This is a genomic window from Enterobacter sp. MALB-1 (assembly GCF_041021625.1).
GTDB classification, from domain to species: Bacteria; Pseudomonadota; Gammaproteobacteria; order Enterobacterales; family Enterobacteriaceae; genus Enterobacter; species Enterobacter oligotrophicus.
This window is the reverse complement of sequence record NZ_JBDPJL010000001.1, coordinates 79,323-93,670: the sequence shown is the minus strand read 5'-3', so window position 1 is coordinate 93,670 and position 14,348 is coordinate 79,323. Positions and strand designations below refer to the sequence as shown.

Sequence of the window (14,348 nt, the reverse complement as noted above, 5' to 3'; positions counted from 1 at the left end):
GAATATCAATATGATACGGTTATTCACTTTTCTGTCGCTGCTCTGCATCAGCACAGCCAGCTACGCTACCTGCTCCGGTGGCAGCATTGTCTATGGCACACCGATCAGCATCGATTTGTCCGATAAGCTCAGCCCGGCCACGCCGACATGGACAGGAAGTTTTACCACGCAATACAGCGGCTCGTTTAATTGCTCAACCGGCAACAGCGAGTTTTCATACACACCGATCCTGTCGACCGACAACAGCTACGCCACGATTTTGGGCTTTAGTAATAATAAGTATATGGTGCGCGCGGAGATCACCAGCACGCAGGCCAACAAAACGCTGGCCGCAAGCGGTAGCCACACTGCCTCAGAGCTTAATACGCCTTTTACCGTCCGCTTCACGCTCGTCAGCCAGAGCGGTACAACGCTCACGGGAGACACGGCGAACATGAGCGACGTGATGTTCGTCAGCGATATGAGCGGCATGTCATTCTGGGAGATCATCACCTGGCCGATTAATCAGATGGTGAAGATTGTGCAATGGTTATTCAGCGGCTTTCAGTGGCCTTATGACAACCGGGATATGTTTGGCCAGCCAATGACCATCAAATATGCACCGAAACTGACCACCTGCTCGTTCGATAATGCCGGGCTGACCGTCAATCTCCCGACGCTCGGTATCCCCCAGCTCAGCGCCTCGGCTCAGCCAGGGCTGACACCTTTTACGCTGAATATGAGCTGTCAGAACGTGAGCGTAAATGGCAATTCAGACCGGGCGATTGAGATGTTCCTTTCCAGCACGCAATTGCTGTCAACCGACAGCTCGGTGCTGGTCGACAGCAGCAGCAGTGCCGCCCAGGGCGTTGGCCTGCGGCTCATCAAGCGAGATAACCCGCAGATGCCCGTGACATTCTCGACGTCCACCACCAGCCGTGGAAACGCCACAATGATTTTCAACGTGGCGGCAGGTGGTGCGCTGAGCGAACATTTCACCCTTCCGATGGCGGCGTACTATTACGTCTGGTCTCCCGCGAAACTGACGCAGGGAAAGATGAATACCTCAGCAACGTTGAATATTATTTATCCCTGACACGCACTGGCCGGAATGGGTACACATTCCGGCTATTCATGATTTAACTGCCCATTTTTCCAACCGTATGCAGATATTTAATCAGCTCACTGTGGCTGGAAATATTGAGTTTTTTCATCGCATTATGTTTCTGCGTGGCTACGGTACTTATGGAACGGTTTCGATGACGCGCGATCTCCGTCACCGTATATCCCTCAACAATAAGGTGAATCACCTCCCACTCTCTGGCGGAAAGCACAGAACGCGAGCGCGATCCGGCACGCATCACTCCCCGCAGCCAGGTCGAGACAACAGGCTTTTGCGCATCGGTCACCATCAACGTTCGTAATTCATTTTTCAGCTCCGCCATTTCGTCCTGCAGGCTGATAGTCAGTTCAAACTTCATCTCCAGAACTTTTCTTAAAAGCCCATAATGCAATTCAGGAACAAAGAGTACGCGTCTGACATGGCGCGATTTACACAGGCTCGTTAATCGACTGCTGGTTTCCGTACTCCACTCCTTATGATTGAGGAGGTAATTAAACTCAGTAAAAAATATATCGACATCATTATCAGCAAGCGCGTCCAGAAGCTGTTCAGTGGAATCGACTATCGTGATGTGAAGCGAATAATCAGGAAGGATATTTTGCAGCGCAAGGGATATTATTTCCTGAAAGAGATTTATTTTGTAGAACACCATCACCCTGACGGGATTTTCAGCATTAATCATATCATTTCTGAATTATCTTAACCGGAGAAAAGCCGATAATAGTTTATGCATCCCTGGCTCACAACCTCTTCGCGCCAGGATTTTATCCTCCTGAATGCTAAAAATCTGAACAACCATATTAAATTAATAGAATTTTTTCTATTTTATTCTTAACTGTCATCTTAATACATTGGCAGGACCGAAGGCTTGCGCGTTTCTGACTATGATTATTTCTCCTGTAACACCCGTAAAACCACGAAAAAACCGTGGGTTAACGGCATTAAACACCAGAGCAATGCTTATGTTTCGCGCGTTATCAGGATAAAAATCTGATTTAAATGTCATGAAAAGATTAAAGAGATAATATATATCATTAAAACAATTTTTCAATTTTATCTTCCCCTAACAATTAGCATTTCCTTTACTCATCTGTTTCGGTTGGCTTACATTTACGCCATCACATTACATTTAAAAAAAGAGGTGTTCGCTATTCTTTTTGCAATTAAGAAATCGCGAGGCCGCCACCTTCTCTTATATGGACTGATTGCTCAGCGAAAGGAGAAAGCCAATGTCAAACAAAAAAACAATACATGTGGCTGTTGTTGATAGCTGCGAATTCACAATGATTGGCCTGCAATACCTTGTGAATCGTGATAATGATATGCAACAGGATGTCTTTTTTCATGGGTTTACCAATATCGAAGACCTTGCCCTAAGCGAACAGTGCTTTGATATCATCATTTATGATCCGCTGAATACGCGCCATTTCAGGGTAACGACCAACGACGACATTTTATGTATTAAAGAGAAACAGCCAGGGGCAAAAATTTATATTTATTCGCTGTCCGTGGGCTATTTGAAATTTAAACATGTTGATGGCGTGATCAGTAAAAGAGTGTCGCTGGGGGATATCAAAGCACTTTGGCAGATTCTGATGAGCCAGACGCCGCAAGAGTCCGGCCTTTACAAGGTCAGCATGACGACCCGACAACGCACGCAGGCCAGATTGTCCAGCGAGGAAGCCAGCGTCTTGCGCGGCTATTCCTGCAACCTCAAAACCAAGCAAATTGCACGACAGTTAGGTTGCAACGTCAGGCTTGTTTATTTTTATAAAAACAATGCCATGAATAAGCTAAAAGCCGTGCGGGGCCCGTCGTTCTATCAAAGCATCCGCTGGATATTGAATTAACTATTTGACCGTGTGTCGTTTGCCTTTTGTTCCCGTGTCCGCGGGAACCTTTTTTTATCTCCTGAAGGCGCTGCCATGTATACCGTTCTTCCTTCTCCTGTATTGCAGAACATTTCAGGGCTGCGATTCCAGCCTCTTATTGATTTTCGTTCAGGCCAGGTTGTCGCCCACGAAGTCCTTGTGGAAATCCACAACGTCAATCTTGAGGTGCTTTTTGCGTCGCTCCCCTCACGTTGCGCGCTGCAGATTTTTTTCTGGCAGGCTAATACGCTTCTGCAGATGCCGGGGCGGGGCCATTACTGGCTAAACCTGCCAGCAGAACATTTTCTCAATGCCCAGGCTATCAGTTTGTTGCTCGCTTTACGTCATCAGCAGCGTTTAACGATAGAAATTCAGGACCCCCTGACCCCGACCCGGATGAGTAAAGCGGAGCAACACACGCTTCATGAAACGCTGCATCGGCTGAAAGCCGCTGGCTGGAAAATCTGGCTGGATGACCTGACACACGAACTGGCAGAAGACTACGTGCGTCTTGCCCTGCCGGTGGATGGCGTAAAAATCGATCGTTCAGAGCTGAAGAGACACACGCAGCTTGCCTCGTTTATCCACTACGTCAGACGTGAGATTGCGAGGCCTGTCCTCATCGAAGGGATTGAAAATTCTCAGGATCTGGAGCGAGCCCGCGCAACAGAGGCGCAGTTCGGCCAGGGTTTTCTCTGGCCGGAAAGTCGAATTGATGCCCGTGTGACGCTCTAAGACCAGCAGATTACCAGCCCGGCACCGCGCCGCCGTTAAAGATAGTCTCCGCCGCTTTCGCCACTTCAGGTGACTGATAAGACTGAATAAACGCTTTTACGTTTTCTGCATCTTTGTTGTCTTCCCGCGTTACCACGATGTTCACGTAGGGCGAGTTTTTATCTTCAATAAAGACGCTATCGTGAACCGGAGATAACCCGGTTTGCTGGAGGTAGGTGGTGCTGATGATGGCAACATCCACTTTTGGGTCATCCAGCACACGCGGAAGCTGTGCACCTTCCAGTTCCATGATGTTCAGGCTTTTGGGATTGGCAGTGATATCCAGCGCGGTGGGCAGCAGGCCCACGTCAGGTTTCAGGGTAATCAGCTTCTCTTTTTGCAACAGCAGCAGTGCGCGGCCAAGGTTGGTTGGATCGTTTGGAATAGCAATGGTAGCGCCGTCCTTCAGTTCAGACACCGCTTTAATCTTGCGAGAATAACCCGCCATCGGGAAAACGAAAGTGTTAGCGACAGCAACCAGCTTGTAGTTATGCGCTTTATTATCTTCCGCCAGGAACGGGCGATGCTGGAAAACGTTGGCATCCAGTTCCCCCTGATTAGTCGCATCGTTGGGCAACAGCGAGCCGCTAAAACCCACCAGCTCTACGTCCAGACCGTACTTCTCTTTCGCCACCTTTTTGGCAACTTCTGCCACATCCTGTTCGGCACCGTTAATCACGCCGACTTTAATGTGTCTGGCATCATTGCTGCTTTGATCACAGCCTGCAAGCAGCAGGCCGGTCAGGAGAAGCGCACCCAATCGACATTTCACAAGACAGTTCCTTTTGACAGATGTTTTAGTAACTATATCGACAACGCGACGGCACGCTAAAAAACGAAAAGGAATCAATAAGAAGGATAAGTTATATGTCGGTGCGCGAGTAATGTAGGCCCGGTAAGCGTAGCGCCACCGGGCGATGGGCATCAGGCTACGGTAGTCCAGTCCTCAACCGTGAGATCCTGCACCATCCCGAACGCACGATCGTTAGTCACAATCGTCGTGCCCCGGCTAATAGCATGCGCAGCAATCAACTGATCGAGATCCCCCATCACTTTCCCTTTCTTTTCCATTGCCGCACGCAGTTCGCCATAGGTGGCTGCGGCTTCGCTATCCCAGTCGCAGATAGTGATGGTTTCAAGAAAAGATAATATTGTCTCTTTCAGGCCGCTGCTCTGCTTCTTATCGGCACCATAGAGTAATTCCGCTTCCGTGATGCTCGAAATACAGACATCCCCTGGAGCCAAACAAGCCATACGGGTGACAACTTCAGGATGTTTTTTAAATAGATGGCTCACAATATTCGTATCAAGCATATGCCTCATGAACAAACTCCATCCAGAGGGTCTCTTTTCGTCACACTCTGCTTTCTCTCCTCCTTGTTCAGAAATGAATCAGGCACACTGGTATTTTCCAGAAGCCGGAAGAAATTATCCCAGCTTTTTACCTGAGCAGCCTTTGCCGTCAAAACAACATTCCCTGCCTCATCACGGCGGATGTAGACACTCTCTGCATCAAATGCGAACTCAGCGGGCAGAACAACAACCTGCTTTCGCCCCTTTTTGATCAGTTTTGCTGTGCGCTCCATTGCAACCTCTGCTGGTTTATTGACCTGACCAGAGCATGCGCTACGACGAGAAGGCAAGACAAGCACGACACTTCAATTTCAGAAAGCGACTCGCAATAAATAGCCGAATCGCTAACCTCACGCCTGCCCGCGTCGCAACGGCGCTTCACGTAAAAACCACGACAACACAAACGCCAGCACCATAATCCCTGCCGCCAGCAGGAACACGGCGTGGATCGCCGAGCCGAACGCATCCAGATAATCCAGTCTCAGCGCATCCGGCAACTGGTGAATGGCCGTTGGGTTCAGCTCACGTGGCAGCTCGGCCCCCTCCGGTATACGATCCATCAGACCCGATTGCAGAATATGCGTGAACACCGCGCCAAACAGCGCAACGCCAATGGCCCCGCCGATAGAACGGAACAGCGTCACACCGGAAGTCGCCACGCCGTACTGGTCGGCAGACACGCTGTTTTGCACCGCCAGCACCAGCACCTGCATCACCAGCCCAAGCCCCATGCCCAGCACGCCGGTGAACAGATAAAGCTGCGAGGTCGGAGAGTGAATCGAAATTCGCGTCAGTAAAAACATCCCTACCACCCCAAGCAGCGTGCCGAGGATTGGGAACAGGCGGTATTTCCCGGTACGGCTGATAATGCGCCCGCTGATAATCGACGTCAGCAACAGCCCACCCATCAACGGGATCAGCTGCAAACCGGCCTGCGTTGGCGTGGCATCTTTTACCACCTGCAAATAGAGCGGCAGGAACGTGACCGAGCCAAACAGCGACATCCCGATGATAAAACCAATCAGGCTACAGAGCAGGAAGCTACGGTTACGGAACAACGACAGCGGAATGATCGGCTCCCACGCCAGCCGCTCCTCATAGATAAACCCGGCGATCCCCGTCAGGCCGAACGCCAGGATGCACCACAGCTGCGGGTCGCTCCACGGGCGGATTGTTCCACCCTCGGTCGTGAACAGGATGATGCACAACAGCGCCATGCTGAGGTAAATCGCCCCCAGGTAGTCAATCTCATGTTTGTTGCGACGGGAGCTGCCCTGGAACACGGCACCAATCACCAGCAGCGCAAACAACCCCAGCGGAAGGTTGATGTAGAAAATCCAGCGCCAGGAGGCGTGCTGCACGATAAATCCGCCGATCAGCGGCCCGATTACCGTCGCCAGACCGAACACACCGCCAAACAGCCCCTGATAGCGGCCGCGTTCCGCAGGCGGGATCACATCTGCTACGGCAGCCATACTGATGACCATCAGGCCACCACCGCCCAGCCCCTGCAGGGCGCGCATCAGCACCAGTTGGATCATATTTTGTGCCAGTCCGCAAAGTACGGAACCGGCCAGAAACAGCACGATCGCAATTTGCAGGACGATTTTACGGCCAAACAGATCGCCAAATTTGCCGTACAGCGGCACCGCGATGGTCGAACTCAGGATATAGGCGGTGACTACCCATGAGAGCTTATCCAGCCCGCCCAGCTCACCGACAATGGTTGGCAGCGCCGTGGAGACGATGGTTTGATCAAGCGCAGAAAGCAGCATCACCAGCAACAGCGCGCTGAACAGCAGCTTGATCGACGGCGCGTGTTGCCCGGCGGCAGATTGGGTTTGAGTCATTACGTCGGACTCCATAAGAGATCGCTTGAAATTAATTAATCGTATAATTAATATTTGTGGAAGTGATGAATAAGATCAAGAGATCCCGTGACTATGCCAGCACAAAAGGACAATTCTGAACCCCGCCGTCCCGGACGCCCTCGCGGTGGCAAGCGCATTACCGCCAGCCGCGAGCAGTTGCTGGATATCGCCCTGAACCTCTTTTCTCGCCAGGGGATCGCCAACACGTCACTTAACGCCATTGCCAAAGAAGCGGGCGTAACGCCTGCGATGCTGCACTACTACTTTAATTCCAGAGAGCAACTTCTCGATGTAATGATTGAGGAGCGTTTCCTGCCCTTACGCAGCAAAATTGGCACCATTTTCGCCAACAACCAGGATTCGCCAGTTAATGCCCTCACGGAAATGGTGAAGGTGCTGGCTGAGCTGGCCGAAACGCATCACTGGTTTGCACCGCTGTGGATGCAGGAGGTAATTGGTGAAATGCCGGTTCTGCGCATGCACCTGCAGGCGCGGTTTGGCGATGAGCAATATCAGACGACGCTAACCACCATCAAAGGCTGGCAGCAGCAAGGAAAACTGAACCGGGAGCTTGCGCCGGAACTGCTTTTTACCACCTTACTAAGCCTGGTGCTGGTGCCGTTCTCACGCATGCGCAATGACGAGAGGCTACAAGCCCTCTCGCCGGAGATAATTGTGCGTCATGCGCTGGCTGTAATTGGTAATGGGATCGGCGGTTAACGATTTAATGCACCGTTACAGGCTCTCAACCCCGTTAATAACGCTTCTTTTTCTTGCGGCGTGACATTATCAGTCGTGCTCAGATGCATATTACTCTCCTTATTTTCAGCACAATCTGAATATCTCACAGCTTAACCTTCATAAAAACTCCTTATTTCCTCCATTGTTTATACCTGGAAATATTCATTCAATATGTAAATAAAAAAAGCCTTTCCAATACGCACCTAAAACGTATAATGAGAACGATCATTCTCACTTTTTACACGGTAGCCGACGATGAGTACAAAACTGGAAGAACGACAAAAACAGCGTCAGGACGAGATCATCACCGCCGCGCGCCGCTGCTTTCGCGCCAGCGGGTTTCACGCCGCCAGCATGTCGCAAATTGCCAGCGAGGCGAAGCTCAGCGTCGGGCAAATTTACCGTTATTTCAGTAACAAAGACGCGATTATCGAAGAGATGATCCGCCGCATCATTGACTCACGCATTGCGGAGATGCAGGGTAAAACGCTGGTAGAAGGGATGCCGCAGGCGCTCGCCTGGCGACAAACCCTCAGCGAAGATGATGATGCGCTGATGCTCGAAATGTCCGCTGAGGCCACGCGCAATCCGCAGGTTGCGGCCATGTTAGTTGAAGCGGAAGCCCGCATGTTTTCTAACGCCTGTGCGCACCTTAAAAAGCAGTTCCCCCACCTGAGCGATGAACATATTCGCTGCTGCGTGGAGATTACCGCTGTAATGATCGAGGGAACGATTTACCGTCGACTTACGCCGTTAAAAGTACCCTCAGAACAATTAGCGCCCATTTATCAGGATATTTTAAATATGCTTTTCACTGCGAAGTAATCATATTCGAATAATTAGCGGGAACAGGTAATTCCCCTTTATTTCATTTCCGGCTCTGCCGGAGATGCGGTATCGCTGTGCCTTTAAATAGCCCTCCTCCCTGTTAAGCCATTAACAGGGCAGGCTTCGTTCACCCTGGAAAAAGATTATGAAAACCATAACAACCTCCATCGCGGCATTACTCCTCCTGACAGGGTGCGATAATGCGCAAACATCTGCTCCCCAGCGTCCTCTTCCGGAAGTGGGGATTGTCACGCTTATGAGCCAGCCAGTTTCCGTCGTCAGTGAACTGACTGGCCGCACCACCGCCGCGATGAGCGCCGAAGTGCGCCCGCAGGTGGGCGGCATTATCCAGAAGCGGCTCTTCACCGAAGGCTATACCGTGAAAGCGGGACAGGCGCTGTATCAGATTGACCCCGCCAGCTACCGCGCCGCTTACGATGAAGCGGCGGCGGCGCTGAAACAGGCGCAGGCGCTGGTGCAGGCCGACTGCCAGAAAGCCCAGCGCTATGCGCAACTGGTGAAAGACGACGGCGTGTCGCGTCAGGATGCCGAAGACGCCAAATCCACCTGCGCGCAGGACAAGGCCAGCGTCGAGTCAAAGAAAGCCACGCAGGAGAGCGCCCGCATTAATCTCAACTGGACCACCGTCACCGCGCCAATTTCCGGGCGCATCGGTATCTCCTCCGTTACGCCTGGCGCGCTGGTAACCGCCCAGCAGGATACGGCTCTCGCCACCATTCGCGGTCTGGATAGCATGTATGTCGATCTCACGCGTTCCAGCGCCGATCTGCTGCGATTACGTAAGCAAACCCTCGCCACCAACAGCGATACGCTGAGCGTGGCGTTAATTCTGGAAGACGGCAGTACCTACAGCGAAAAGGGCCGTCTGGCGCTCACCGAAGTGGCGGTGGATGAATCGACCGGATCGGTGACCCTCCGCGCCGTCTTCCCCAACCCGCAACATCAGCTTTTGCCGGGCATGTTTGTCCGCGCCAGAGTGGATGAAGGCATCATGAGCGATGCGATCCTCGCGCCACAGCAGGGCGTCACCCGTGACGCGAAAGGCAATGCCACCGCGCTGGTAGTGAATGCCAGCAACAAGGTCGAGCAGCGTCAGCTGGAAACGGGCGACACCTACGGCGACAAATGGCTGGTCCTGAGCGGCCTGAAGGCGGGCGATAAGCTGATTGTGGAAGGCACCGACAAAGTCACTGCCGGACAGGAAGTGAAAGCCGAAGAGATGAAAGCCACCGGAGGAAACGCCTGATGTTTTCCCGTTTCTTCGTGCGTCGCCCGGTCTTTGCCTGGGTGATCGCCATTCTCATCATGCTCGCCGGGATGCTGGCGATCCGCACGCTGCCGGTGGCGCAGTACCCGGACGTCGCCCCGCCGTCGATCAAAATCTCGGCCACCTATACCGGCGCATCCGCGCAAACGCTGGAAAACAGCGTGACCCAGGTCATTGAGCAACAGCTCACCGGGCTGGATAACCTGCTCTACTTCACCTCCACCAGCAGCTCGGACGGTTCGGTGAGCATTAATGTCACCTTCGAACAGGGGACCGACCCGGACACCGCGCAGGTGCAGGTGCAAAACAAAGTCCAGCAGGCGGAATCGCGCCTGCCGACCGAAGTACAACAGTCCGGTATCACGGTGCAAAAATCGCAGAGTAACTTCCTGCTGATCATGGGCGTGTACGATAAAACCGACACCGCCAGCAGCTCGGATATCGCCGACTGGCTGGTGAGTAATATGCAGGACCCGCTGGCGCGCGTGGAAGGCGTGGGGAGCCTGCAGGTGTTCGGGGCGGAATACGCGATGCGCATCTGGCTCGACCCGGCGAAGCTGGCGTCGTACTCGCTGATGCCGTCCGACGTGCAAAGCGCGATTGAAGCGCAGAACGTGCAGGTCTCTGCCGGTAAAATCGGCGCGCTGCCCTCGTCAAACGCGCAACAACTGACCGCCACCGTGCGCGCTCAGTCGCGCCTGCAGACGGTGGATCAGTTTAAAAATATCATCGTGAAGAGCCAGTCCAACGGCGCGGTCGTGCGCATCAGCGACGTCGCACGCGTGGAGATGGGCAGCGAAGATTACACCGCTACCGCGAAGCTGAACGGCCACCCGGCAGCGGGGATGGCGGTGATGCTCTCGCCGGGTGCGAACGCGCTCAACACCGCGACAGCGGTGAAAGATAAAATCGCCGAGTTTAAAAAATCGATGCCGGAAGGCTACGACGTGGCCTACCCGAAAGACAGCACCGAGTTCATCAAGATCTCGGTTGAGGACGTGATTCAGACCCTGTTCGAAGCCATTATCCTCGTGGTGGTGGTGATGTACCTGTTCCTGCAAAACATCCGCGCCACGCTGATCCCGGCGCTGGCGGTGCCGGTGGTGCTGCTGGGTACGTTTGGCGTGCTGGCGTTGTTCGGTTACTCCATCAACACCCTGACGCTGTTTGCAATGGTGCTGGCGATAGGGCTTTTGGTGGATGACGCCATCGTGGTGGTGGAAAACGTCGAGCGCATTATGCGCGACGAAGGGCTACCCGCGCGCGAAGCGACCGAAAAATCGATGGGTGAAATCTCCGGCGCGCTGGTCGCCATTGCGCTGGTGCTCTCTGCCGTGTTCCTGCCGATGGCGTTCTTTGGTGGTTCCACCGGCGTTATCTACCGTCAGTTCTCGGTCACCATAATTTCGGCAATGTTCCTTTCCGTGGTCGTGGCGTTAACCCTGACACCCGCACTCTGCGGCTCGATTCTGAGCCACACGGCCCCGCACAAAAAAGGCTTCTTCGGCGCGTTTAACCGCTTTTACGGCAAAACCGAGCGCGGCTATCAGAACAAGGTCCTGCGCGCCCTGCGCCGTTCCGGCGGCATGCTGGCCATCTACGCCCTGCTCTGCGGCGCGATGGGGTTCGCCATGCTGAAACTGCCGGGCAGCTTCCTGCCGACGGAAGATCAGGGCGAAATCATGGTGCAGTACACCCTGCCGGCAGGCGCAACGGCGGTACGTACCGCCGAGATCAGTCGCCAGGTGCGCGAGTGGTTCCTGACCAAAGAGAAAGCCAATACCGACGTGATCTTCACCATTGAGGGCTTCAGCTTTAGCGGCAGCGGCCAGAACGCCGGGATGGCGTTTGTCTCCCTGAAAAACTGGTCCGAGCGTAAAGGCGATGAGAATACCGCGCAGGCCATTGCCCTGCGCGCCACGCAGGAGCTGAGCACCATTCGGGATGCCACTATTTTCGCCATGACTCCCCCGGCGGTGGATGGTTTAGGCCAGAGCAACGGCTTTACCTTTGAGCTGATGGCCAGCGGCGGCACGGATCGCAACACGTTGCTGAAGATGCGTAACCAACTGATTGGTGAAGCTAACCAGGACGCCTCGCTGCACGCGGTGCGCGCCAACGATCTGCCGCAGATGCCGCAGCTTCAGGTGGATATTGATAACAACAAAGCCGTCTCGCTGGGGCTGTCTTTGAGCGACGTCACCGACACCCTCTCCAGCGCCTGGGGCGGCACCTACGTGAACGACTTTATCGATCGCGGCCGCGTGAAAAAGGTCTACATCCAGGGCGACAGCGACACGCGCGCCGTGCCATCGGATCTCAATAAATGGTTTGTGCGCGGCAGCGACAGCACCATGACGCCGTTCTCTGCTTTCGCCACCACGCGCTGGGAGTATGGTCCGGAAAGTCTGGTGCGCTACAACGGCTCGGCGGCGTATGAGATTCAGGGCGAAAACGCCAGCGGCGCAAGTTCCGGTACAGCGATGAGCAAAATGGAACAGTTGGCAAACAATCTGCCGTCCGGCACCACCTGGGCGTGGAGCGGTTTGTCGTTGCAGGAAAAACTGGCGAGCGGCCAGGCGATGAGCCTCTACGCCCTCTCCATCCTGGTGGTGTTCCTGTGTCTGGCGGCGCTGTATGAGAGCTGGTCGGTGCCGATTTCGGTCATCCTCGTGATCCCGCTCGGTGTGCTGGGTGCGGCGCTGGCCGCCTCAATGCGCGGCCTGAATAACGATGTCTACTTCCAGGTGGCGCTGCTGACCACCATCGGCCTGTCGTCGAAAAACGCCATTCTGATAGTTGAATTTGCCGAGGCGAAAGTCGCGGAAGGCTACTCCCTGACGCGCGCCGCCCTGCGTGCCGCTCAGACGCGTCTGCGTCCGATCATCATGACTTCGCTGGCATTTATTGCGGGTGTTACACCGCTGGCTATCGCAACAGGCGCAGGAGCCAACAGCCGCGTGGCGATCGGGACCGGCATCATCGGCGGGACGCTGGCCGCGACGCTGCTGGCAATCTTCTTCGTTCCCTTATTCTTCGTACTGGTGAAACGTCTGTTCTCCGGTAAGCACGCGAACCGGAGGTCATAATGTTTCGTGTCTCTGTTTTAGTCTTAGCCCTGTTGAGCGCAGGCTGTGTGTCGTTAGACCCAACGTATCAACGTCCGGACGCTCCCGTCCCGGCTACACTGCCCGGCGCGCATGGCGAAGCCAGCGCCGTGGTGAGCCAGTGGCAACAGGTGATAAACGACACTCGCCTGAAAAGCGTGGTGACAATGGCGCTTAACAGCAACCGCGACGTGCAAAAAGCGATTGCGGATATCGATGCCGCCCGCGCCCAGTACGGCGAAACACGATCCTCCCTCTTCCCGACGGTGGATGCTGAACTGAGCCATACCCGCAGCCGCATGCTGGCGAGCGGTGTGACCACCAGCGATGAGGCCAACGGTGCGGTCTCCAGCTTCGAGCTGGATCTGTTTGGCCGTAACCAGAGCCTCTCCCGCGCCGCGCGGGAAACCTGGCTTGCCAGCGAGTTCACCGCGCAGAACACGCGCCTGACGATGGTCAGCGAGCTGACCACGGCCTGGGTGACGCTGGCCGCAGATAACAGCAATCTGGCGCTGGCGAAGTCCACCATGGCGAGCGCCGCAAACTCGCTCAAGATTGTGAAGCGCCAGCAGGAAGTCGGCGTGGCTGCGGCCACGGACGTCAGTGAGGCGATGGCGGTATACCAACAGGCGCGCGCCAGCGTGGCAAGCTATCAAACACTGGTGATGCAGGACAAAAACGCCCTCAATCTGCTGGCGGGCGATACGGTGCCAGAGAACCTGCTGCCCGGCACGCTGGAGAGCCTGAGTGATAACGCCATCACGCTGATCCCGGCGGGGGTGAATTCCGGCGTGCTGCTGCGTCGCCCGGATATTCAGGAAGCCGAGCACAATCTGCTGAGCGCTAACGCCAACATCGGCGCGGCGCGCGCCAACTTCTTCCCGACCATTTCACTCACCGCCAGCGCGGGCGTTGGCAGCGATTCGCTCTCCTCTCTGTTCAGCCACGGCATGAAGATCTGGTCATTTGCGCCGTCCATCACTCTGCCGCTGTTTAGCGGGGGCAACAACCTGGCACAGCTGCGCTATGCGGAAGCGGAGAAAAAAGGGCTGATCGCCACCTACGAGAAAACCATTCAGAGCGCGTTTAAAGACGTTGCCGACGCGCTGGCACGCCGTGAAACGCTGAGCGAGCAGCTCGACGCCCAGCGTGAATACGTGGCGGCGGAGCAGAAAACGCTGGATGTGGCGACCCGTAGCTACCAGGCGGGCGCAGGGGATTACCTGACGGTACTGACCGCACAGCGATCGCTGTGGTCAGCGCAGGAATCGCTGATTGCATTACAACAAACCGATCTGGAAAACCGCATTACGCTGTGGCAGTCGCTGGGCGGTGGGATTCAGTAACATGATGAAAGCGCCTCTCATGCGATGGGAGGCGTAAATTCATACTTTCGACTTGAGTCGCAAGAGG

Annotated in this window: 13 protein-coding genes; 8 read left to right on the top strand and 5 right to left on the bottom strand. The window is 54.6% G+C overall.

Annotation, left to right across the window (positions count from 1 at the left end; translation table 11 throughout):
• Positions 1-10: 10 nt before the first annotated feature.
• Positions 11-1,075 (top strand): fimbrial protein, encoded by a 1,065-nt coding sequence (locus ABGB15_RS00465; protein WP_152082760.1) that lies wholly within the window; start codon positions 11-13, stop codon positions 1,073-1,075.
• A gap of 43 nt (positions 1,076-1,118) precedes the next feature.
• On the opposite strand, the gene ABGB15_RS00460 is transcribed toward ABGB15_RS00465, so the two are convergent.
• The gene (locus tag ABGB15_RS00460; protein WP_152084444.1) at positions 1,119-1,754 is read right to left on the bottom strand and encodes a response regulator transcription factor; all 636 of its coding nucleotides are present in this window, start codon (positions 1,752-1,754) and stop codon (positions 1,119-1,121) included.
• Positions 1,755-2,331: 577 nt separating this feature from the next.
• Here ABGB15_RS00460 and ABGB15_RS00455 point away from each other — a divergent pair.
• Both ABGB15_RS00455 and ABGB15_RS00450 read left to right on the top strand, forming a co-directional pair.
• A complete protein-coding gene (locus ABGB15_RS00455) occupies positions 2,332-2,952 on the top strand; it encodes a LuxR C-terminal-related transcriptional regulator (RefSeq protein WP_152082761.1) in 621 nt (206 codons plus the stop codon).
• 75 nt (positions 2,953-3,027) lie between these two features.
• The gene (locus ABGB15_RS00450; protein WP_215723106.1) at positions 3,028-3,708 is read left to right on the top strand and encodes an EAL domain-containing protein; all 681 of its coding nucleotides are present in this window, start codon (positions 3,028-3,030) and stop codon (positions 3,706-3,708) included.
• A gap of 10 nt (positions 3,709-3,718) precedes the next feature.
• On the opposite strand, the gene nlpA is transcribed toward ABGB15_RS00450, so the two are convergent.
• From nlpA to ABGB15_RS00430, 4 genes are all read right to left on the bottom strand, one after another.
• Positions 3,719-4,519: a lipoprotein NlpA gene (gene nlpA, locus ABGB15_RS00445; protein WP_152082763.1), complete on the bottom strand. Its 801-nt coding sequence runs from the start codon at positions 4,517-4,519 to the stop codon at positions 3,719-3,721.
• Positions 4,520-4,671: 152 nt separating this feature from the next.
• Positions 4,672-5,070, bottom strand: a complete 399-nt coding sequence (locus tag ABGB15_RS00440) for a type II toxin-antitoxin system VapC family toxin (RefSeq protein ID WP_215723107.1) — start codon at positions 5,068-5,070, stop codon at positions 4,672-4,674.
• Positions 5,067-5,333: an antitoxin gene (locus ABGB15_RS00435; protein WP_152082765.1), complete on the bottom strand. Its 267-nt coding sequence runs from the start codon at positions 5,331-5,333 to the stop codon at positions 5,067-5,069. Before ABGB15_RS00435 ends, ABGB15_RS00440 begins: the two co-directional genes overlap by 4 nt.
• 117 nt (positions 5,334-5,450) lie before the next feature.
• Positions 5,451-6,965 (bottom strand): MDR family MFS transporter, encoded by a 1,515-nt coding sequence (locus tag ABGB15_RS00430; RefSeq protein ID WP_215723108.1) that lies wholly within the window; start codon positions 6,963-6,965, stop codon positions 5,451-5,453.
• 78 nt (positions 6,966-7,043) lie between these two features.
• Here ABGB15_RS00430 and ABGB15_RS00425 point away from each other — a divergent pair, with 78 nt between their 5' ends.
• The 5 genes from ABGB15_RS00425 (at position 7,044) to ABGB15_RS00405 (ending at position 14,281) form a co-directional block, all read left to right on the top strand.
• Positions 7,044-7,691: a TetR/AcrR family transcriptional regulator gene (locus ABGB15_RS00425; protein ID WP_152082767.1), complete on the top strand. Its 648-nt coding sequence runs from the start codon at positions 7,044-7,046 to the stop codon at positions 7,689-7,691.
• Between the two features lie 276 nt (positions 7,692-7,967).
• Positions 7,968-8,537, top strand: a complete 570-nt coding sequence (locus tag ABGB15_RS00420; RefSeq protein WP_152082768.1) for a TetR/AcrR family transcriptional regulator — start codon at positions 7,968-7,970, stop codon at positions 8,535-8,537.
• A gap of 148 nt (positions 8,538-8,685) precedes the next feature.
• Complete coding sequence (locus ABGB15_RS00415) at positions 8,686-9,807, top strand: efflux RND transporter periplasmic adaptor subunit (protein ID WP_215723109.1); 1,122 nt, start codon at positions 8,686-8,688, stop codon at positions 9,805-9,807.
• Positions 9,807-12,917 (top strand): efflux RND transporter permease subunit, encoded by a 3,111-nt coding sequence (locus ABGB15_RS00410; RefSeq protein ID WP_215723110.1) that lies wholly within the window; start codon positions 9,807-9,809, stop codon positions 12,915-12,917. The genes ABGB15_RS00415 and ABGB15_RS00410 overlap by 1 nt, the downstream gene beginning before the upstream one ends.
• Positions 12,917-14,281 carry an efflux transporter outer membrane subunit gene (locus ABGB15_RS00405; RefSeq protein ID WP_215723111.1) on the top strand — a complete coding sequence of 455 codons (1,365 nt, stop codon included), beginning with the start codon at positions 12,917-12,919 and terminating at the stop codon, positions 14,279-14,281. Before ABGB15_RS00410 ends, ABGB15_RS00405 begins: the two co-directional genes overlap by 1 nt.
• The last annotated feature ends 67 nt before the right edge of the window (positions 14,282-14,348 follow it).

What these genes read in the sequence shown, in the direction of transcription:
- ABGB15_RS00415 (WP_215723109.1), top strand. Translation starts at nt 8,686, where the DNA reads ATGAAAACCATAACAACCTCCATCGCGGCATTACTCCTCCTGACAGGG.
- ABGB15_RS00450 (WP_215723106.1), top strand. Translation starts at nt 3,028, where the DNA reads ATGTATACCGTTCTTCCTTCTCCTGTATTGCAGAACATTTCAGGGCTG.
- ABGB15_RS00440 (WP_215723107.1), bottom strand. Translation starts at nt 5,070, where the DNA reads ATGAGGCATATGCTTGATACGAATATTGTGAGCCATCTATTTAAAAAA.
- ABGB15_RS00460 (WP_152084444.1), bottom strand. Translation starts at nt 1,754, where the DNA reads ATGGTGTTCTACAAAATAAATCTCTTTCAGGAAATAATATCCCTTGCG.
- ABGB15_RS00420 (WP_152082768.1), top strand. Translation starts at nt 7,968, where the DNA reads ATGAGTACAAAACTGGAAGAACGACAAAAACAGCGTCAGGACGAGATC.
- ABGB15_RS00425 (WP_152082767.1), top strand. Translation starts at nt 7,044, where the DNA reads ATGCCAGCACAAAAGGACAATTCTGAACCCCGCCGTCCCGGACGCCCT.
- ABGB15_RS00405 (WP_215723111.1), top strand. Translation starts at nt 12,917, where the DNA reads ATGTTTCGTGTCTCTGTTTTAGTCTTAGCCCTGTTGAGCGCAGGCTGT.
- ABGB15_RS00435 (WP_152082765.1), bottom strand. Translation starts at nt 5,333, where the DNA reads ATGGAGCGCACAGCAAAACTGATCAAAAAGGGGCGAAAGCAGGTTGTT.
- ABGB15_RS00430 (WP_215723108.1), bottom strand. Translation starts at nt 6,965, where the DNA reads ATGGAGTCCGACGTAATGACTCAAACCCAATCTGCCGCCGGGCAACAC.
- ABGB15_RS00410 (WP_215723110.1), top strand. Translation starts at nt 9,807, where the DNA reads ATGTTTTCCCGTTTCTTCGTGCGTCGCCCGGTCTTTGCCTGGGTGATC.
- ABGB15_RS00455 (WP_152082761.1), top strand. Translation starts at nt 2,332, where the DNA reads ATGTCAAACAAAAAAACAATACATGTGGCTGTTGTTGATAGCTGCGAA.
- ABGB15_RS00465 (WP_152082760.1), top strand. Translation starts at nt 11, where the DNA reads ATGATACGGTTATTCACTTTTCTGTCGCTGCTCTGCATCAGCACAGCC.